20 protein-coding genes are annotated in these 19,705 nt (G+C 47.2%); 5 read left to right on the forward strand and 15 right to left on the reverse strand.

The features are described from left to right. Nucleotides 1–10 precede the first annotated feature (10 nt). A complete protein-coding gene (gene parE, locus H0G69_RS05440; protein ID WP_056967834.1) occupies nucleotides 11–2,014 on the reverse strand; it encodes a DNA topoisomerase IV subunit B in 2,004 nt (667 codons plus the stop codon). A 187-nt stretch (nucleotides 2,015–2,201) separates the two neighbouring features. On the opposite strand from parE, the gene plsY reads away from it, so the two are divergent. Together plsY and H0G69_RS05450 are read left to right on the forward strand one after the other, a co-directional pair. Then, nucleotides 2,202–2,831 carry a glycerol-3-phosphate 1-O-acyltransferase PlsY gene (plsY, locus tag H0G69_RS05445; protein ID WP_180304342.1) on the forward strand — a complete coding sequence of 210 codons (630 nt, stop codon included), beginning with the start codon at nucleotides 2,202–2,204 and terminating at the stop codon, nucleotides 2,829–2,831. Between the two features lie 172 nt (nucleotides 2,832–3,003). Next, entirely contained in the window at nucleotides 3,004–3,777 is a 774-nt protein-coding gene (locus H0G69_RS05450) for an SDR family NAD(P)-dependent oxidoreductase (RefSeq protein ID WP_180304343.1), read from the forward strand. 60 nt (nucleotides 3,778–3,837) lie between these two features. On the opposite strand, the gene H0G69_RS05455 is transcribed toward H0G69_RS05450, so the two are convergent. Next, nucleotides 3,838–4,722 carry an aldose 1-epimerase family protein gene (locus H0G69_RS05455; protein WP_180304344.1) on the reverse strand — a complete coding sequence of 295 codons (885 nt, stop codon included), beginning with the start codon at nucleotides 4,720–4,722 and terminating at the stop codon, nucleotides 3,838–3,840. A 99-nt stretch (nucleotides 4,723–4,821) separates the two neighbouring features. After that, on the reverse strand, nucleotides 4,822–6,993 hold the full coding sequence (gene topA / locus H0G69_RS05460; RefSeq protein ID WP_180304345.1) for a type I DNA topoisomerase: 2,172 nt from the start codon (nucleotides 6,991–6,993) through the stop codon (nucleotides 4,822–4,824). Nucleotides 6,994–7,290: 297 nt separating this feature from the next. Here topA and dprA point away from each other — a divergent pair, with 297 nt between their 5' ends. Further along, complete coding sequence (dprA, locus tag H0G69_RS05465) at nucleotides 7,291–8,166, forward strand: DNA-processing protein DprA (protein ID WP_180304346.1); 876 nt, start codon at nucleotides 7,291–7,293, stop codon at nucleotides 8,164–8,166. A gap of 159 nt (nucleotides 8,167–8,325) precedes the next feature. On the opposite strand, the gene H0G69_RS05470 is transcribed toward dprA, so the two are convergent. The 6 genes from H0G69_RS05470 to H0G69_RS05495 form a co-directional block, all read right to left on the reverse strand. Next, a complete protein-coding gene (locus H0G69_RS05470; protein ID WP_180304347.1) occupies nucleotides 8,326–9,096 on the reverse strand; it encodes a ribonuclease HII in 771 nt (256 codons plus the stop codon). Further along, on the reverse strand, nucleotides 9,089–9,961 hold the full coding sequence (gene ylqF, locus H0G69_RS05475; protein WP_048344839.1) for a ribosome biogenesis GTPase YlqF: 873 nt from the start codon (nucleotides 9,959–9,961) through the stop codon (nucleotides 9,089–9,091). Before ylqF ends, H0G69_RS05470 begins: the two co-directional genes overlap by 8 nt. 18 nt (nucleotides 9,962–9,979) lie before the next feature. Continuing rightward, a complete protein-coding gene (locus H0G69_RS05480; RefSeq protein WP_006499170.1) occupies nucleotides 9,980–10,204 on the reverse strand; it encodes a YozE family protein in 225 nt (74 codons plus the stop codon). Between the two features lie 14 nt (nucleotides 10,205–10,218). After that, the gene (locus tag H0G69_RS05485; protein ID WP_180305404.1) at nucleotides 10,219–10,821 is read right to left on the reverse strand and encodes a YpmS family protein; all 603 of its coding nucleotides are present in this window, start codon (nucleotides 10,819–10,821) and stop codon (nucleotides 10,219–10,221) included. Nucleotides 10,822–10,837: 16 nt separating this feature from the next. Beyond that, the gene (locus H0G69_RS05490; RefSeq protein WP_045025318.1) at nucleotides 10,838–11,767 is read right to left on the reverse strand and encodes an SGNH/GDSL hydrolase family protein; all 930 of its coding nucleotides are present in this window, start codon (nucleotides 11,765–11,767) and stop codon (nucleotides 10,838–10,840) included. A gap of 197 nt (nucleotides 11,768–11,964) precedes the next feature. Then, nucleotides 11,965–12,654, reverse strand: coding sequence for a DUF2238 domain-containing protein (locus tag H0G69_RS05495; protein ID WP_180304348.1), 690 nt, complete (start codon nucleotides 12,652–12,654; stop codon nucleotides 11,965–11,967). A 77-nt stretch (nucleotides 12,655–12,731) separates the two neighbouring features. Here H0G69_RS05495 and H0G69_RS05500 point away from each other — a divergent pair, with 77 nt between their 5' ends. Further along, nucleotides 12,732–13,208, forward strand: coding sequence for a flavodoxin family protein (locus H0G69_RS05500; RefSeq protein ID WP_048344837.1), 477 nt, complete (start codon nucleotides 12,732–12,734; stop codon nucleotides 13,206–13,208). Nucleotides 13,209–13,291: 83 nt separating this feature from the next. Here H0G69_RS05500 and H0G69_RS05505 read toward each other — a convergent pair whose 3' ends face one another. The 4 genes from H0G69_RS05505 to H0G69_RS05520 form a co-directional block, all read right to left on the reverse strand. Further along, the gene (locus H0G69_RS05505; RefSeq protein WP_180304349.1) at nucleotides 13,292–13,618 is read right to left on the reverse strand and encodes a branched-chain amino acid transporter permease; all 327 of its coding nucleotides are present in this window, start codon (nucleotides 13,616–13,618) and stop codon (nucleotides 13,292–13,294) included. Further along, a complete protein-coding gene (locus tag H0G69_RS05510) occupies nucleotides 13,605–14,330 on the reverse strand; it encodes an AzlC family ABC transporter permease (RefSeq protein ID WP_180304350.1) in 726 nt (241 codons plus the stop codon). The genes H0G69_RS05505 and H0G69_RS05510 overlap by 14 nt, the downstream gene beginning before the upstream one ends. 295 nt (nucleotides 14,331–14,625) lie before the next feature. Beyond that, complete coding sequence (locus H0G69_RS05515) at nucleotides 14,626–15,477, reverse strand: alpha/beta hydrolase family protein (protein WP_006499180.1); 852 nt, start codon at nucleotides 15,475–15,477, stop codon at nucleotides 14,626–14,628. Nucleotides 15,478–15,557: 80 nt separating this feature from the next. Next, the gene (locus H0G69_RS05520) at nucleotides 15,558–16,079 is read right to left on the reverse strand and encodes a GNAT family N-acetyltransferase (protein ID WP_006499181.1); all 522 of its coding nucleotides are present in this window, start codon (nucleotides 16,077–16,079) and stop codon (nucleotides 15,558–15,560) included. Nucleotides 16,080–16,240: 161 nt separating this feature from the next. Between H0G69_RS05520 and H0G69_RS05525 the strand changes: the two genes are divergently transcribed. Beyond that, nucleotides 16,241–17,050: an alpha/beta hydrolase gene (locus tag H0G69_RS05525; RefSeq protein ID WP_420890833.1), complete on the forward strand. Its 810-nt coding sequence runs from the start codon at nucleotides 16,241–16,243 to the stop codon at nucleotides 17,048–17,050. 859 nt (nucleotides 17,051–17,909) lie between these two features. Here the strand turns inward: H0G69_RS05525 and H0G69_RS05530 are convergent. Together H0G69_RS05530 and H0G69_RS05535 are read right to left on the reverse strand one after the other, a co-directional pair. After that, on the reverse strand, nucleotides 17,910–18,548 hold the full coding sequence (locus H0G69_RS05530; protein WP_180304352.1) for an NAD(P)H-binding protein: 639 nt from the start codon (nucleotides 18,546–18,548) through the stop codon (nucleotides 17,910–17,912). A gap of 185 nt (nucleotides 18,549–18,733) precedes the next feature. After that, entirely contained in the window at nucleotides 18,734–19,600 is an 867-nt protein-coding gene (locus tag H0G69_RS05535) for a glycosyltransferase family 8 protein (protein ID WP_180304353.1), read from the reverse strand. Nucleotides 19,601–19,705: the final 105 nt, after the last annotated feature.

Here is a 19,705-nt window from a genome sequence, read left to right on the forward strand (position 1 = left end):
CTTTCACCTCTTACTTTTGATTCCAGGTATTGATCGTTGGCGTTTTAGCCTTTTGACCGCGATTTTCCATCAGCTGATCAGACTCTTCGTCATCGCTCAGCGTAAATTGCACGTTTTCTTCAATCCATTTCCGACGTGGTGCAACCTTATCGCCCATCAAGGTAGTGACGCGCTTTTCAGCCAGCTCGGCATCTTCTATCCGCACTCGAATCAGCGTCCGTGTGTCAGGATTCATCGTGGTTTCCCAAAGCTGATCAGCGTTCATTTCACCAAGCCCCTTGAAACGCTGCAGCTGAGCGCCGCGAATCTTTTTGGTCATTTGTGTCAGCTGATCGTTGGTCCAGGCATACTGAATCTTGGTTTTGGCTCCTTTGCCAGACTGGATGCGATACAGTGGCGGCAAGGCAATATAGACCTTACCGGCTTCGATCATTGGCCGCATGTACTTGTAGAAAAACGTCAGCAGCAGGATCTGGATGTGGGCCCCATCGTCATCGGCATCAGTCATGATGATGATCTTGTCGTAATTGGAGTCTGCGACGTTGAACTCACTGCCGACCCCTGCGCCAACCGTATAGATGATCGTATTAAGCTCTTCGTTTTTCAAGACGTCATCCAGCTTGGCCTTTTCCGTATTGAGAACCTTACCACGCAATGGCAGGATCGCTTGAAACTTTCGATCGCGCCCCTGCTTGGCACTCCCACCGGCTGAATCACCTTCGACTAAGAAAAGCTCATTTTTAGCGGCATCTTTTGACTGGGCCGGCGTCAGCTTACCGGACAAATTGCGTTCTTTACGGCCTTTGCGCTTAGAGCCGCGCGATTCGTCACGAGCCTTGCGCGCGGCTTCTCTTGCCTGGCGAGCCTTAAGTGCTTTTCTGATCAGCTGCTGAGCTTCATCACCATTTTCCAGCAGCATGTAGCTTAGCTGGTCGCTGACGATTGAGTCCACGATCTTACGGGCTTCTGGCGTCCCCAGCTTGTCTTTGGTCTGGCCCTCAAACTGCAGAATGCGTTCTGGGATTCGTACTGAGACGACTGCCGTCAAGCCTTCACGAACGTCAGACCCTTCCAGATTCTTGTCGCGTTCCTTGAGCAGACCGACTTTTCTGGCGTAGTCATTGAACGTTTTGGTCCAGGCATTGCGAAAACCGGCTTCATGCGTTCCCCCATCTGGAGTGCGCACGTTGTTGACAAAGCTTAAGACGTTTTCTGAATAGCCATCGTTATACTGAGCCGCAACCTCAACTTCAACGCCATCCTGCTTGCCGTCAAAGTACATGATCTGGCCCAGGGTATCCTTGTCTTCATTGAGGTAGCCGACAAAGTCCTTGATGCCGTTTTCAAACTGGAATACCTCTTCTTTTTCTTGACCAGCGCGCTTGTCAGTCAGCGTGATCTTCAGGCCCTTTAGCAGGAATGCCGATTCACGCAGCCGTCTTGCCAAAGTATCGTAGTTGTAGACGGTCGTAGAAAAGATTTTTGGATCAGGCTTAAAGGTAACTGTTGTTCCGGAACCCGCACGCGTATTGCCTAATTTTTTGAGCGTCCCGACCGGATTGCCGCCATTGACGAATTTTTCTTGATAGCGAACGTGATCGCGCACGATCGTCAGTGTCAGTTTGGTTGAAAGAGCATTCACAACTGAGGCCCCAACCCCATGCAGCCCACCGGAAGTCTTATAGCCATCGTCTTGACCAAACTTTCCCCCGGCATGCAGCACGGTCATGATGACTTCCGGCGTTGGTTTGCCAGAAGCATGCATTCCTACCGGCATCCCACGACCATGATCCTGGACCGTGATTGAATTGTCGGGTTCGATCGTCACGTTGATTTCATCGCCAAAACCAGACAAAGCCTCATCGACCGCGTTGTCAACGATTTCATATACCAAATGGTGCAGGCCATAGGTATCCGTTGAACCGATATACATCCCAGGCCGTTTGCGCACTGCCTCTAGTCCTTTAAGGATTTTAATGGAGGATGCATCATATTGATATTCTTGTTCTGCCAACGAAAGGCCCTCCTCATAATTTTTTAGTAACGTTTTTTAATATAACTGATTTGACAAAATTTAGCAAAGAAATTTTGCAAACATTTGTGCCCCATTATTTTAACACATCGAACAAAAGTTGCCGATGCTACTCAATGTGCTATTATAGCAATTATGCAATTATTATCGAAGGAGTTTTGAGTGATTTATGATTTTTAAAATCTGTTTAATGGCGATCATTGCCTACTTTTTAGGCTCGATTCCCTGGGGACTTTGGATCGGCCAGGTATTCTACCACAAGGATATTCGCAAGTTAGGCAGCGGTAATATCGGCACGACCAACACTCTGCGCGTTTTGGGACCTAAAGCAGGCGCAACCGTATTGTTTCTTGATATGTTCAAGGGGACGCTGGCAGCCTGTCAGCCATATTTCTTTCACTGCAGTCAGACCGTCAGTCCGCTTTTAATTGGCCTGTTTGCCGTTTTGGGGCATACCTGCTCGATTTTTGATCACTTTCATGGCGGCAAGGCCGTTGCAACCAGTGCCGGGATCCTGCTGGCATATAACCCGCTGCTCTTTTTGGTTGCCTGGGCCATCTATCTGACGGTATTATTGTTGACCAGCATGGCTAGCGCGGCTGGCATGGTTGGCATTACCGCAATTTTCATCATTGCCTTATGCATTCACGACTGGATCCTGGCAGCCATTGCCGGGTTCTTGACAGTGGTAATCATCTGGCTGCACCGTGCCAACATCAAGCGCATCTTCAATGGTACCGAATCGCTGGTTCATTTTGGCTTGGGCTATCGGCGACAGCAAAAACACAATCAAAAATAATTAAGCTGATGATCGCATCACTTGGTATTAAAGACCGAGCTGAATGCGATTTTTATTTTGTTGATAAAATTAGGCAACCGATTTCCTAAAGCCTCTTGTAAAAGTATTGAAAGCGCTTATAATTAGGTGTAACGATTTCCTAAAATCGATTTTAAACATCGAGGTGCTTTTTATGAGTTCATTTAACCAACAAAGTTTTCAGCTTAATGGCAAGGTTGCGTTGATCACTGGCGGTGCCAGCGGGCTGGGCCAAAACTATTCAAAGGCGCTGTCACTTTACGGCGCGGACATTTTTGTCGTTTCAAATTCACAGCACGGCTGGGAAGAAACTCGTCAAGCGGTTGAAGGCAATGGACAAAAGATCGGCTTTCTGCAGCACGACATCACTGAACCGGGCTGTGCCGACGAAATCATCGCGCAATGTGTTAAGGAAATGGGTGGTCTGGATATTTTGGTCAACAATGCCGGTATTCAGATCCGCAATGACGTCTTGGCGTTCAAGGATGAAGACTGGGACAAGGTGATCAATTTGAATCTCAACGCGCTCTACCACATGTCGCAGGCCGCAGCCAAATATATGGCGAAGCAAAAGCACGGCAAGATCATTAATATTGGCTCAATGCAGTCCTATCGTGCCGGCAAGTTCATCTTCCCTTACACGGCAGCTAAACATGGCATCCTGGGCCTGACCAAAGCCTACGCTGATGCCCTTTCCAAATACAACATTCAAGTCAATGGTCTGGCACCAGGCTATATTTTAACGGATATGACTAAGACGCTGGCCGAAGATCCAGTGCGGGGGCCTGAGATCAAAGAACATATTCCTTCTGGTGAATGGGGCCGTCCTGAGCAATTAATGGGACCAATGGTATTTTTAGCCAGTCCAGCATCTGATTACGTGACCGGTGTAATGCTGTCAGTTGATGGCGGCTACCTGCTGCGCTGATCCAATTCAGCTATAATCAAAAAGACGTGGTGATCAAGCTCACCACGTCTTTTTAAGTCGTTAGAAAGGCTGAATAGCAAATGCATAGTCCTCATGCTTGCCAGGTGCCAGTCGACTCATCACCTGCTTGTCTTCGAGTCTGCCATCACTGTGGATGCTGTCGGCAATCCCCCACCATGGCTCAACGCATACCAGGTTGGCCTGGGCTGGGTATGGCGACCAGACGCCGACAAATGGTGCACCGTTAACCTGAACGTGGACCCCATGATTGGTCTGCGGTTCCGTCAGCGTTGCCGTAAATGGCATGCCCTTGGTTGCAAAGATCAAGGCATCCTCATCAAACAGCTCATGATCCAGTTGAATGGGCTGCTGCATGTGCAAAACTGCTGGATGTTCCAGATCATTAAATGGACCAGGTGCGACCAATTTAACCTGTTGATAGTCAATCGCCGGCGAAACACTGAACTGAGTCGTTTCAAAACTGCCCTGTTCATCAACCGGTACGTTAAAACCCGGGTGCGCACCCAAAGCATAGATCAGTGTCTGGTCATTGCTTGGGTTTTCAACACGATAGCTGACCAGCAGACGATCCTCATCCAACTGGTAGGTAATCGTCAATACAAAAGCAAACGGAAAGGCAGCCCGCGTTTTTTCATCATCACGCAGCTCAAAAACTACTCGCTCACCGCTCTGTTCCACGACCTGAAACTCCCGATCGCGGGCAAAGCCATGCTGCGTTTGATGATAGACCTTACCCTGATATTCGTATTGATCATCTTTGAGCCGGCCGACAAACGGAAACAGAACCGGTGCCTGTCGTTTCCAAGACTTTGGATCACCCTGCCACAAATATTCCAATCCCGCTGCATTTCGCTTAATGCTGTGCATCTGCGCGCCTAATGGATCAATCTGTACTGTCAGCTGCTCATTTTCAATCTGAATCATCTCTCGTCATCCTTTCAACTCTCAATAGGCAATGGTATATGCCAAAAGCCCTCTAATCTGCACAATAACAGATTGAGAGGGCTTTCGCAAGTCTATCTTTTAATTTTGAACTGGTTCTTCGTAGTCGCCATTAGGACAAACGATCTGCTTACCCTTCTTGACCTTCTTTTCAATCAAGAAATGACCATCTTTAGGACAGTTGCGACCAATTGGCTTGTCCCATGAAACGAAATCACATTCAGGGTAGCGCGAGCAGCCATAAAAGACGCGATTCTTCTTGGACTTGCGCTCGACTACGTTTCCTTGCCCACACTTAGGACAGGTTACGCCGATATCTTTGACGATTGCCTTGGTATTGCGGCAGTTCGGGAAGCGCGAGCAGGCATGGAACTTGCCATAGCGGCCCATCTTAACGACCATTGGTGCCCCACAGATCTCACAATTGCTGCCGGCCAGTTCATCATGCATTTCGATTTTAGCAACCTGTTCCTCAGCAGCCTGGACCTCTTTAGAAAATGGCTGGTAGAACTTGTCAACGACCTTAACCCAGTTTTCCTTGCCTTCTTCGATCCGGTCCAAGTCGTCTTCAACTTCGGCCGTAAACTTGACATTGACGATTTCTGGAAACTGCTTGACGATGATCTGGTTGACGATCTCACCCAGCTCGGTTGGCTCAAAGTGGCGCGATACCAAACGAACATAGTAGCGGCGCTGAATCGTGTCCAGCGTTGGCGCGTAGGTGGAAGGCCGGCCGACCCCGTTTTCTTCCAGCGTCTTGATCAAGGCAGCTTCCGTATAACGAGCAGGCGGTTGCGTGAAGTGCTGGGCCGGGGCATCACTGATCATTTGGACCTGGTCGCCTTGATTCAGGTCTGGTAAAACATTGTCTTTTTCCTGACCACGCTTGTAAACCTTGGTAAAGCCGTCAAATTTGACCTTGGATCCGTTGGCATGAAAGTCGACCCCGTTTTGGCTCAATGAAACGGCCATCGTATCAACAATCTGCGGCGTCATCTGGCTAGCCACGAATCGGCTCCAGATCAGGCTGTAGAGTTTGTATTGATCAGCCGTCAGATACTGTTTCATCTCCGCGGGCGTACGATTGACCGAAGTTGGCCGAATCGCTTCGTGCGCGTCTTGGGCCCCTTCCGGCAGCTTACCCTTGACCGGCTTGATTGCGGCATATTGTTCCCCATAGTTTTCATGAATAAACTGAGAGGCTTCCTGTTTGGCAATTGAGGCAATCCGCGTTGAGTCGGTACGCATGTAGGTGATCAGACCGACCGCGCTGCCGTGCCCAAGCGTGATCCCTTCATAAAGCTGTTGAGCAGCCATCATGGTCTTGCGCGTTCTAAAGTTCAAACGACGGTTGGCATCCTGCTGCATCGTTGAGGTAGTGTATGGTGGCTGTGGCATCCGCTTGCGTTCTTTACGCGTAACGTCATCAATCGTAAATGGCGCCTTGCGATCAATCTTGGCCAGTACTTTTTGAACGGCCTCGTTATTAGGCAGCGCGGCTTTTTTGCCGTTTTCGCCATAAAAAGATGCCGCAAACTCGTCACTGCCCTTTTTGAACTGACCATCAATCGTCCAGTATTCTTCGGGTTTAAAGTCGCGAATCGCCTGTTCTCTTTGAATGATCAGGTTTAGCGCGACTGACTGCACCCGTCCGGCAGACAGTCCTTTTTTGACCTTTTTCCAAAGAATTGGGCTGATGGAATAACCAACCAGCCGATCCAAAACCCGCCGTGCCTGCTGTGCATCAACCAGGTCCATGTTGATTTCACGCGGCTCCTTAAAGGCTTCCTTAACGGCGTCTTTGGTAATTTCATTGAAGGTAACCCGGTTCTTGTCTTTAGTATCCAGTTTTAAAAGGTTGGCAACGTGCCAGGCAATTGCTTCCCCTTCCCGGTCCGGGTCAGATGCCAGATAGACGGCTTTGGCCTGCTTGGCATCCTTGCGCAGTTCTTTGATCACGTCACCCTTACCGCGAATGGAGATGTAGTCGGGCTGATAGTCGTTTTCAATATCAACCCCCATCCGGCTCTTTGGCAGATCCCGGACATGACCCAGACTAGCGACGACTTTATAGGTTCGTCCCAGATACTTGCCAATCGTCTTGGCTTTGGAAGGCGATTCGACGATGACCAGCTTTTTCTTGGTCTTAGGGCGCTTGGCAGTCGTCTTTTTGGTTGTTTTAGCGGCCGGTTTTGCAGTTTTCGTCTTGGCCGAAGTTGTTTTAGCAGTTGATTTTACAGTTTTAGTTGCCATCATAAGGCTCCTATCATGATGAATTTGATCGGTTTTATCTTCTATACTATTATATGGTCTCTTGTGCGGTCAAACCCGTCTGGCTGATTTCAATCAGCAATGAACCGATCAGATAGACCTAGATTAATTCAAAAAAGAAAATGGTCTAACTAGCGTATCAATATAATCGAGTTTATTAAAAAAATCAAGGCAACGATAAAATCATTTTAGCCAAAAAGTCGAATTTAAAAATTAGCGAATGGAATTTTAGTGTCAAACTGAATTTTTGGCATATAGCAAAGGTAAGGAGGGAAAATGATGCTACTGCGTGAATTTATCTTAAGGCTGAGTCTATGCAGCTGTTTGAGTCGGCGTATGAAATATCGGCTTTTAATGGCTGCCATTCAGCAAAAACAGATTACTAATCTCGATAAATTGACTGATCACTTGAACATTACTTTTAACAAACGAATGCAGTGGTTTGACGAATGGTCCAGCCAGGAACTGCGGCGTCAGACTGAGCAAAATCTACCGATGCCGTTCATAACGCCGCTTGACGCGATCTATCCGCAGCGCCTGCGAGAAATTTATGATCCGCCATTGGTTTTGTATTATCATGGCAACCTAAAACTGCTGCAGTACCCTTGTCTAGCCGTGGTTGGATCAAGAAACATCACTAAATATGGTGAACAAGCGATCAATCAATTACTGCCAGGAGTCGTCAGCAGCCAAGTCGCGATCGTCAGTGGCCTGGCCAAAGGAGTTGACGGCTTGGCTCACCAGATAACGCTGCTGGATGGCGGGGCCGCAATTGCCGTAATCGGAACTGGTCTAGATGGCAGCTATCCACGCTGCAATGCATTTTTACAGCGGCAAATCGCACAGTCCGGTCTTTTGCTGACGGAGTATCCACTGGCAACTACGCCCTACCCGAGCAATTTTCCCGAACGCAATCGGATCATTGCCGGTTTATGTCATGCCTGTCTGGTGGTTGAAGGAAGTCGGCGCAGCGGCAGTCTGATTACGGCCAACCTGGCGCTGCAGGATAATCGAAATGTCGGTGCGGTCCCTGGGCCAATCGATTCACCCATGTCGCTTGGAGCCAATGAACTGATTGCTGCTGGAGCGCGACCGATCCTAAGCAGTCAAGACATTTTAGAGGAGCTGCCTGACTGGCTGTTTTCTGCGAAATAGACTGTCTCAATAATTTTAGAAACAACACGATCCTACAAGCCAATTAAAAAAGCACGGCCTCAAGTTTCATCAAAACCAAGACAGTGCTGTTCTTTTTATCTAATATTCAATTATGTCCAGCTAGAAATCCCTTAACTTTAGTCGATAGTGGCTGACTTGCTAATGCAGATATTGCTGGACTGGTGAAAACGAGTGCCGATGAATCGGGCAAGGCCCCAGTTTTGCCAATCCCTGCAAATGCTGCTTGGTACCATAGCCCATATTTTCAGCAAAGCCATAGCCTGGATAAAGCCGATCGTAATCACGCATCAGATGGTCACGATATTCTTTGGCAACGATACTGGCAGCCGCGACGCTGATACTCTTTTGATCGCCTTTAATCAAGGTTGTCTGCGGAATATCAATTGCCAAGGGTACGGCATCGACAATCAGGTGGGACGGCCGATGCGCCAATGAATTTACACTGCGAATCATTGCCTGCTGGGTCGCCGCGTAGATATTCAGCTGATCGATAACCGTGCATGGATTGACGGCAATGCTGACTTCCAGGGCTTCATTAACGATCTGCAGATACAGCTGCTCACGCTCATGCCTGGTCAGCTGCTTAGAGTCCGTAACCCCCACCAGATCAAAATCAGGCTTGAGAATTACCGCACACGTAACTACGGGACCAGCCAGCGGCCCCCGCCCGACCTCATCGATACCGGCAATGTACTGCTGACCATCTTGCCAGAGCTGATTTTCATATTTGAAACGCTCTTTGAAGGCCGCGTAGCTTGCTGCCTGCCGTTCCAATCGACGTTTTAGCTGGGCCAGCGCGGTTTGGACGCCTTTGCGCTCGTCTTGTCGTAGTGATTGAACAAACGGATCATCAAGCGTGGACACGTCTTTTAAGCGGTCCTTGATTTCTTTAATACTTAGCTTATTCATTGAGACCCTCGGCATTAATGTCAGCCGGTTTTTCCAATGAGATCGTTCCCAGCTTGCCCTTGCGTAAATCAAAGATCAGCCGTTCACTGCCGCGGTCGTAGTCATCACGAAAGCCCATCTTTTTGGTAATCGTCAACAATAGATCCGGATCAGTCACGCTTTCGTCAACATCAGCGTCAGTCAGATGGTAGCGCTGCTTCAATTCGGTCAGCCGATTGGCGCGCAGATACTGCAGTGCAAACAGGGCCACGTCATCCTTGGCAAACAGACTGTCCTTGATCGCGCCAGAAAGTGCCAGCATTAAGCCTTCTTTTTCGGTCGCGAACTTATGCCATAAAACGCCTGGCGTATCCAGCAACTCCAATTCAGCCGACGAACGCAGCCACTGCTGACCGGTCGTTACCCCCGGCCGATTACCAGTAGCCGCAACGTTCTTTTTGACCAGGTGATTCAAAAGCGTTGACTTGCCGACGTTAGGCACGCCGACACACATTGCGCGAATAGCCCGTTTTTTCATCCCCTTAGCCTGCTCATTGGCCAGTTTTTCGGCTAAGACCTGCTTGGCCGCGTTGGTAACGGTCTTGGCAACGCTGCGGGCGCGCGAGTCCAGTGCCAATACCGGCTGTCCGTGATCCTTAAAGTACTGCAGCCATTCTTTGGTGACTTCTGGATCCGCTAAATCGGTTTTGGTTAAGATCAAAAGACGCGGCTTGTCGCCAGCTGCCAGATCAACTTCTGGGTTTTGCGAGGAGTATGGCACCCGCGCGTCAACCAATTCAAATACGATATCGACTAAAGGCATCTGCTCTCTGATCTGGCGCAATGCTTTGGCCATGTGACCAGGGAACCATTGAATTGTTGCCATTTTAGTTCCTCCTAAATTCTAATTCATTTTTTCTAGATACAGCTGCCAGGCGTCATCAAAAATCGTCATTCCTGGCAGATATTCGGCATTTTCTTCCAAGTAGTGAGATATTTCATCAAAATCTTGGGATTGCTTAGGAAACGACGAGTCCAAAAAAGCATTATTGGCAAACTGCTCAATCTCAGTTGGCTGATTGGGCTGCCTTAAGGTCATCAAAAAATGATAGAAGCTTTCACGAAACATCTGCCGACCCCCTGTTAGTTATCCTGCGGCACGGTAATCAAGAACTTAAACTGACCATCTGTCAGGTTGATCTCATCAGCTTGGGCATGCACTGCCTTATTTTTGGTGTATTTATTCAGATCCAGTAGAATCGTCTTTTTCTTTTGGTTAATGTAGACCCAGTTTGGCAGCTGATAGTTCTTTTTGATATAGCCCATCACGAACCCAATCGGCAGGTTAAGCCGGCCAACCGCCAGTCCTTTAGCTTTCAGCATAATATTGCCTTCACTGGTTTTAACCGGAATGCAGTTCATCGCGTATTGCACGTTGACCCCCAAAAACTTGGCGTGGCCGATCACCGTTGCATACTGATTGCCTACGATAAAACGATATTGCGGCTTTTTGGACTTTTTCTGAATTTTTTTAATGTAGCTGTTGGCTAAGGCATTGACCTGTTTTTGATTCAAAACCAGTTCCAATGACGTATCGCTGGCTTTGGGAGCCGTGGTTTCAGCTGGCGTCTTAACTGGTGCGCTGGCTAGATGAACTACCGTTAGCAGCGAGCCAATTAAGACGATTACCAAAACCCAAAAAGCTGCCTTCCAGCCATTATATTGTTTCTTTAGCTTATCTTCCATATTCATTCAAATCATCCTACTCTTGCTGATATTCCCAGTCATCGTGCTGCAGCATCACCTTGTATAAAGCATTGGTCATCTGATCATAGCCCTTGCTGTTAGGGTGAAAATTATCTTCAGTTGAGATGTAGTTGTTTAGGTTGTGCGTATCATTGTTCATAATCGCAATGACCTGCTTTTGGGTAATCTGATCGCTATTGGCTTTTTGAGCCTGCTGTGAGAGTTTTTGCCGCTGCTTGGGCGTTTTATACTGGCCATATGACATTAAATGATTGATATCAACGAAATAGGACGGGCCATACTGAGCCACGGTCTGTTTTGTGATTTGATTCCACTTGGCAACGGACTCGTTGATAATCGACACATCAGGAAAATAAGTGTAAACCGGATCATAAATGCTGTACATAAAAATCGGCGCAGTGGCATTCTGTTTGCGAACCGCGGTCAGCAATTCATTTAGCTTTTGCTGATAGGTCGTGCCTGCTTGTTCGATATTGCTCTCGATCTTATTGGTTGAATTGCTCAACAGGTTGCTCTCCAGTTTCTGCATCAAGTCATTGCCGCCAACCGTCATCACGATCACATCGGCTTTTTTTAGATTCGCCCGCATTTCTGGCTGTTCATTAAGCCGCTTGAGCATCTGATCGGACCGGTCGCCAGTTACCCCATAATTATACGTAGTTACGCGATTATGGTAGTGTTTTTGCAGTTTTTTCCTAATCCGTCCGACATAACCCTGCTCGTTTTTATCGTCGCCTTGACCATGCGTCAGCGAATCACCAATCGCGACCAGCGTTATTTTTTTCTTTAAAACCCGATCTTTTTGTGAAGTCTGTTGAACCGTTGTCGATGCTGACTGCTGCTGGTGATACCAGTATCCACTCCCGCCAGCCACCGCTAAAACGGCACCGATCAACAACAGCAAGCCTTTTTTGCCGCGCAGCATAAAATTACCTCTCACTAAAAAATTCTTAAAGTCAATTAAGATACATAAGAAATATTATAGTGCATTTTATCATGCCACGGCAAATTCGGAAGCGGATCCAATTGCCAATAATTTATGGATTGGATCGTTCACTAAGTAAAAAACGGTTGATGACTTAATCAAGCCTCAACCGCATGCTCAGCAACTGCTTAATTCGATTACAGATTACGATGGAAGAAGAACTTCTCAATCCAGCGACTGTCCTTGCGCAGCTTAAAGTAGGCAATCACTGCAAAAATGAGAGCGCCAAAGAAGTCAGCAAACAGATCACCCATCGTATCCATTAAAGCCGCCCGTCCCAACAGCAAGTGACCGTTCTTCATGTACCGCTGCAGATTCATGCCAAACGAGTCACAGGTAAATTCATAAAATTCCCATAAAACGCCGCAAAAAACCGCAAACGCCGTGGCATACATACTGATAAAAAATGGCGGCACGTGTTTGATCCCCTCATCAGGAATCAAGCCGCCAAATGCCGACAGCGCAAAACCAGCCAGCAAAGCACCGCTAATCAGATGCAGACCTTTGTCCCAGTATGGAATGCTGTAGAAGTGATAGATCGTGCCCAAATAAATGGCTCCATAGATAAACATTAAAAACAGACCGTAAAGCAGCGGCGGCAGATAAACCTTTAGCTTGATCGCCAAAAACTTAGGCAGCATAACAATCAGCAGGCCGGCCACGATTTCCAGATCCAAAAACCAGGCGGCCCCTGCTGCTTTGGCTGTCGCAGCCGTCAAAGCCGTTTTGGTAGTTAAAATCAGTGAAACCATCATCGAAATTACAATAAACCACAAAAAAACGTTAAGGGCTTTTTCACTGGTGCTTGAGCCGTTTTTCATCATCATCACATCCTTTAATTTGAGCGTGCTGAGCATTCATTGCTATAATCAAAGTCAAAAACTGATTAAAGGAGCTGTAGATAATGGCCCAGCAAGCACTCATTGTTTATTATTCACAATTTAATAATACCACTAAACTTGCCAAATTAATTCAAGATGCGACCAAAGCTCCCGCGTTGCGTCTGCGCGTGGCCGACAGCGTCTATCCAAATAACATGGAAGCTACTGGTCGCATCTATCAACAGCAGCTAAAACAACGCCAGCTGCCGATACTTATCAATTCCATGCCACAACTGAATCAATATGATGTTATTTTGGTCGGCGGCCCCGTCTGGAATGGCAACGTGGCAGCACCAGTGATTGAGTTTTTGAAAACCATTCAAGGATACCAAGGCTTGATTGCGCCATTCTCAACTGCCTGGAGTGATTCTGATGATTATCAAGCAAATTTCATTAAATGGGCTGGCCGACTGCAGGTCACTGATGGATTCCACGTCACGACTCACGGCTCTCATCAGTTCAAAGCAAACAATCTGGCCGCCTGGCTGCGCAAACTATGATAAAGCAAAAATGCTGTCGCCGACTCATCAAAAGTCCACGACAGCATTTTTCTAAGCTTGGCGTTTTCAACCATTCTTGTCTCTTAAAAAATAAAATTGATTAGCAGCATGTAGCAAAGCGTCCCGACGATCAAGGTTAAAAACAGGCTGTGCTTCCATAAATGCGCGATTACCGTCACCACGCCGGCAATGACTTCTGGCAGTCCATGCGTGCCGCCAAGCCAATTAACGTTGCGATAGCAGTATACGACCAGCATCCCCATGATCGCGGCCGGTAAAAACCTGCCCAGCCCCGTTACGAAATCAGGCGTGACCGCTTCCGTTCTAAAAAGCAGAAATGGCGTTACCCGGGTGGCAAAGTTTGCCAGCGCGGCTAAGGCAATGCAGATAATCTGATCAGTCAGCGTCATTTTGGTCCCCCCTCTTTGCTTGACGCCAGTAGATAATGGCGTATTCAGCCACCAGGATCAACAGCGTCGCTACCAAAAAATACGTCTTGCCAAACAGCAGCAGACAGGCAATCGTAACGATCACGCCGCTGGTTGAGCTAAGATGATCCTTTTCTTTTTGAAACTGGTCAACGGCCAAGGCAATAAACAGAGCCGTCATGACAAAATCCATGCCGGGAATCTCTTTGCCAATCAGACTCCCCAGTGCGCCGCCTAAAAATGCGCCCAAGACCCAGTAGCTGTGATCAAAAAGCGAAATCAGCGTATAGACTGAGTAACGATCATATTCTTTAGGAATCGACAGACTATAGTTGACGACAAAGGTTTCATCGGTTAAGCCATAAATCAAAAAGAACTTGCGCCAGCCCGCACCGCGATATTTTTTCAGCATTGAAAGGCCATAAAAAAACTGCCGAAAGCCAACGACCAGCGTTATCAAGACAACGTTGCCCGGCAAAAAGCTCTGAACCAGCATGGAAGCCAGGATAAATTCAACGGATCCCCCATAAACTACCGCTGCCATTATCGTGGGAAACCAGAAGCCAAAGCCCAGGTTATGCATGTATAGCCCATAGCCGGTTCCTAAGATAACATAACCGAAAAAAATCGGTAACGAACTGTTAAAAGCAAAGCGCACGGTTTCCTGGCGCGTTGCCGGTGGTGATGCTTGCATATTTTCCTCTCCCCTGTGAATAAATGATTACAGAGATTAATTTTAACGCAAGCCACTATTGATTAACAGAGCCTTTTTGCCAGCAAGATATTTTATGCATTATCATTCAGATACATGCTGCTCTGCAACAAGCGCATCATCGCGACGGTCACTGCAATGATGCCGGTGAGATCCAGCCGTCAGCCGATCTTGACTAAACAAGCCGCCAATCCGCAGTCGGCCAGCGTTTGCAAGACCCAATACCTATAATTCTGATGTTGCGATATGATCAGATTGACACCATCATGGAAACGAACTAGCGATAGGGCAGCCAGCGATTCAATTCCTGGCGCTTTTTTACCTGTTCCTGACGCCATTGACGCCAACTGCTGCTGGCTTGACTGACATGTTCAATCAATTCACGATCGATTTTTTCCCGATACTCAGCAACTGGTTTGGTATACAACCGACCGTTTTGATCGAACTGATAGCCGCCCCACATATGCTGACTGATTGGATCAAGCAGAATTGACTGAACGTAGCGCACCCGGCCGATTGCATGATGCAGGTCAGTATAGCCCAGGGTCACGATGTCCAGTGAGTCAATATAATTATTGATCTTATTGCGCAAAATCGCGGCTTGGGCTTTCTGTTGGTCATTCAGCAGCCAGTAGACGTTTGGCCCCTCATAAAGCCAAGCCTCACTCAGGCATGCCGGATAATCGCAGTTGGCAAGAGCATACTGGGCGTTGATTGCTCCCAGTGAATGGCCGTAGATATAGTAATGTGCCGTTAAGTCCTGCTGCATCAGCCGATTCAACAAACTGGCCGCCGACTTGAGCTGAGAAGGAATCTCACCAACTCGATGTTCAACGATCGAACGGCCAATGGGCAGATTGGTTGCCAGCCATTCATTGGACCATGTCGTTGGATTGCCATGTCTCAAGCCGGATGAGCCGCGAAACAGCACCGTAATCTCTTTATGATCCTGATGGTGATTGACAATGATGGTGCCCCGCAGGCCATCTTGTTTATAGAAAGCTCGTTTGACGCGACCGACTCGCTTGCCATTGGATAATCTGACGTGATCGCCAACCCCCAACGGCTGATATTCCAAACCTGCCAGCTCGACTCGCTGCTGATCGGTTAGCTGAGCATTTACATCCATTTTTTCACCCCAAAATAAAAAACGACTTCAATGATCGATATGATCTATTGAGTCGATTTTATCACATTATTTATTTGCTTTTATTGAATCGGCATTTCGTAGACGTATGAGGTTTCTTCAGGACGGTAGACGCCATGCAGAGTCCCCACACGCGTAAAGCCATACTTTTCAATTAAATGCTGCATTGGCTTGTTGTCCTCATGGGTGTCGATCCGTAATGACTTGACACCGTTGGGATTTTCCTTAACGTAGTCGATAACGCTCGTAAACAAACCAGAAGCATAGCCATTGCCGGCATGGTCAGAGTGAATGGCAACCCGGTGAATAACCAGATAGTTGTCAGTATCAACGAGCCATTTGCCATCCAATTCATCGTAAGAGTGGTCCGGCGCTGCTACGATTGCAAAAGCTCCCACCGTTTCATGATCGTCGGAATGTACCAGGTATGCAAAGCCATGTTCAATATCTTCTTGGATATGTTCAACATTCGGATAATCGCCTTGCCATTGATCAATCCCGCTTTCCGCCAGCTGATTGCGGCCATCACGTAGAATTTCGACAACTCGATCCAGATCCTTCATTTCGGCTTTTTCAATATGCATAGCATAACCTTCTTTCCTTAAAGTATCAAGCGTTTATCAATTTAACACATTCTGCCAAAAATTGACAATAAAATGGTCAATTTTAACAAACAGACTTAGAATAACATCATCAACAATGATACGAGGCGAAAATCTTGAAATATAAATTCTGGCTTAAAATTATGCTGACGATTTGTTTGATGATGACCATGACTTCGTCCGCTAAAGCAGCTGCATTGAATTCTCAAAAATACGTTCAGTCAACCACGCCAACCTTTTTCTTTCATGGCTGGGGCAGCGGGGCGCATGCCGAACGACACATGGCTCAGGCGGCGATTGATGCCGGCGTCACCAAAACCGTCATCGTAGCCAACGTTGCGCAAAACGGTACCGTCGAGCTGGAAGGCAAGATTCCCCACGGCGCGATCAACCCAATCATTGAAGTCAACCTGATCGATAATGAAAACTCAAACTATACTACGGATGGTCATTACGTTGCCGCGGCGATTCAAAAAGTCTGCCAAACCTATCATTTCAAAAAATATCAGGTTGAGGCGCATTCGATGGGCAACATGGCTTTTCTTTACTGCCTGCTGCAAAACGCCAACAATTCTAAGTTTCCCAAGCTGCAAAAAGACGTCGCGCTGGCTGGTACCTTTGATGGCGTAATCGGCTGGAATCAACCCGCCAACCTGCAGTATAACGAACGGACCGGTGAAGCCACGCCAGCTACCAAATCATATCAAAAACTCAAAAAACTGCGCCACACCTACCCAACCACTGCCCGCGTCTTAAATATTTATGGCGATCTGGGCAATGGTACCGACAGCCAGGTGGACAATAAATCATCCAAAGCCTTAAAGTACCTGGTTGTTGGCCGCGCCAAATCATATCAAGAACAGCGCATCACAGGGGCCAATGCCAAACATGAGCTTTTGCACCGGAATCCACAGGTCGACGCGATCTTGATCAAGTTCTTATGGGGCAAATAAGCAACACGACCTAACCGGAAATCATGACGCGGCCTTTGATCATGCAAATTAAGTTTTGAATGTCTTTAGCAACGATCTGGTCACATCAATGTATGGATACGTCCCAATTTGAACTTTTCTCAAACAGTCATGACGGTATTCTCTAAACGCCTGTTGGGATGCGGTCAAGGGATTCAACGGCCCTTGATGACTGGCAGCCAAACGGGAAGCTTCTTGCAACCGTTTATGACAGCCTCCCAAGGTGAAAAGCAAGCAACATCGAGCCTACAATCGATCACCAGCTGGCAGCCTGCCTAAAGCCAACAAGCAGTTTTAGACAAATTAGATATTATTGGCTAGCAGAAAAAATGCCCCCACCAAATTATTCAAATCGGGGCGAATAAAACATCTGAAAAAATACCATTACCTACGAACGGCTGAAAAATCAAAAATTGTAGGTAAATTACGGTTCTGGTTTAGACCGTTCAGCCGTAAAATATGCGAGATTACCTACTATCAACCTCAAAATTCGCTAAAGTAGGTAATTTTCACGAAACTGATTATACAACTGCCTACTTTCGGCTAAAAAATTCAAAATCGTAGGTAAAATAGTCGTGAATCCTGCTTCAATTCATCAACGGTATTGATACAGGCACATAATCTGTCAATTATCCGCTTAACCGAGCCAGCAAAACCGACCAAAACCAAGCCGCACGTTAATGACCTTAAATCTAAGCAGCAGTTCGCTATAAAGTCGATGCACGATCTGGAATGAATCACTGTTCGATCAAAAATCCCATCAGCTGCTCAGACAAATGTACATCCATAATCAGATTGCTTAGGCAATATCGCGCTCGTAAAAACAGCTCTGGCGATCAGACTACTTTAGGCTGCTCAATGCGGCATCGATTGACTGGCTACCGTCGTGCATCATGATGACCTTGCCAATCGTATTTGGATGTTCAAGGGTTTTTACCAATACGGCGGCAACGTCAGGAATCGCGTTATGTCCTGAACTGCCATCATTCAAGGCAACCATCCCCGTAGCTGGCCGCTCATCCAAGACTCCTGCCTGGATAATCGTCCAATCCAACCCCGGATGATCAATCAGCCAGCGATCCGCATAGAACTTGGCAATATTGTAATCGGTAATGGCTTTTAAGGCCGGGATCTCAGCCCATTTATCCTGCTCAAGCGCGAAGGCAGAGCTCAGCTGAATGAAACGTTTGATGCCATTTTGCCGGCTTGCTTCTGCCAGTTTAACGCTGCCATTTAAATCAACCTGCAGCAGATCTTTACCACGTGATCCTGCTGCAAAGATTACCGCGTCAACTTGACCCAGTGCTTTTTGCAGTTCAGTAATGGAAGCATGCAGATCAAGCTTAACTTTTAACACGCCTGGTTGACTGATCTTTTCTGGATGACGAGCACCCGCAACTACTTCATGACCTGCTTTTTGGAGTTCAGTGACTACGGCTTGCCCCACTCGTCCCGTAGCTCCGGCGACAAAAACTTTCATTGCAATCTCCTTTCAGCTGCACTAGTAATTTACTATTTGCTTTATACTAACTTTTTGTAAGCTAAAAGACAAATTTTTAGTCTTCCGGCAGCTAAAATCGTATGCCTTCCGTTTTACCATCCATAAAGATGCCAGTGATTGGACTTTCATCGATACTGAAATGCAGGAATAGTCATAAACAATCGCTAATCTGGCTGCAGGGCAGTAGCCGTCGGAGCAGCTTGACTGACGGCGACCTGTTTAAGCGCCCGCTGTGTCATTTGAAAGTAATTCTTATAAAGCGCCGTATAGCGTCCCGTGTTCTTATCGACGAGCCACGGCTTATGACGACCGCAATAGTGCAGAATTACCGTATGTTTGATGACCCAATCCAGCGTCCACTCGCCAAAGCTGATCGTCTCATAGGTCTGGCCTTTGCGGGCATCAAAATTATAGAGCTGATCGGGAACCGTCTTAATATCTTTACCGTATAAGGCATTCAGCACGTCCTGGTCTGGCAGCAGCAAGACGTGTTCTCGGATATATTCGTAGATGTCTTCCGCATGAACCCGCTGCCGGATCAGATCAAGATTCATCAACAACACGCCGGAATTATAATAGCCATCCGCGTCAAAGTTCTGCAGGCGAATCTTATTGATGACTTCCGTGGTACCAGTCAAGCCGGTATGAATTGCTGAAGCATACAGACAGCCATCCAAATCCGTATCATAAAGCGTTCCAATATCATTAATGCACAATACGTCAGCATCCAGATATAGAATGCGATGCAGCTGTTTTGGCAAGTATTGATGAGCCAGCAAGCGATAATAGATGGTCTTGGGATAACGATCGGTAACCGGTGCCTGATCGAATTCATCGTCTCTGATAATAATCGGATGATAGTTCATCCCCCAGAGTTCACAAGTTTTGCGGATCTCTGGCGTGTGCACCAGTTCTTGTGATTGGATCACGTATACGTCAAGCAGGCGCGGTTGGGAATTAAGTCGGATCGAGTTTAGAACCGTCAGCATCTGGCGCCAAAAACGATCGTCAATTGAAAATAATAGATTCAAAATTTTCACCTCTCATAGCTGCTGTTAATTCTATTTTAGATGACCAGACCGATTTTGCACGAAGCAAATGTTGCAAAACGTTTCTTAGACCAATTCATCTGCCAA

Source organism: Limosilactobacillus mucosae (assembly GCF_013423865.1).
In the GTDB taxonomy this organism is placed as follows: Bacteria; Bacillota; Bacilli; order Lactobacillales; family Lactobacillaceae; genus Limosilactobacillus; species Limosilactobacillus mucosae.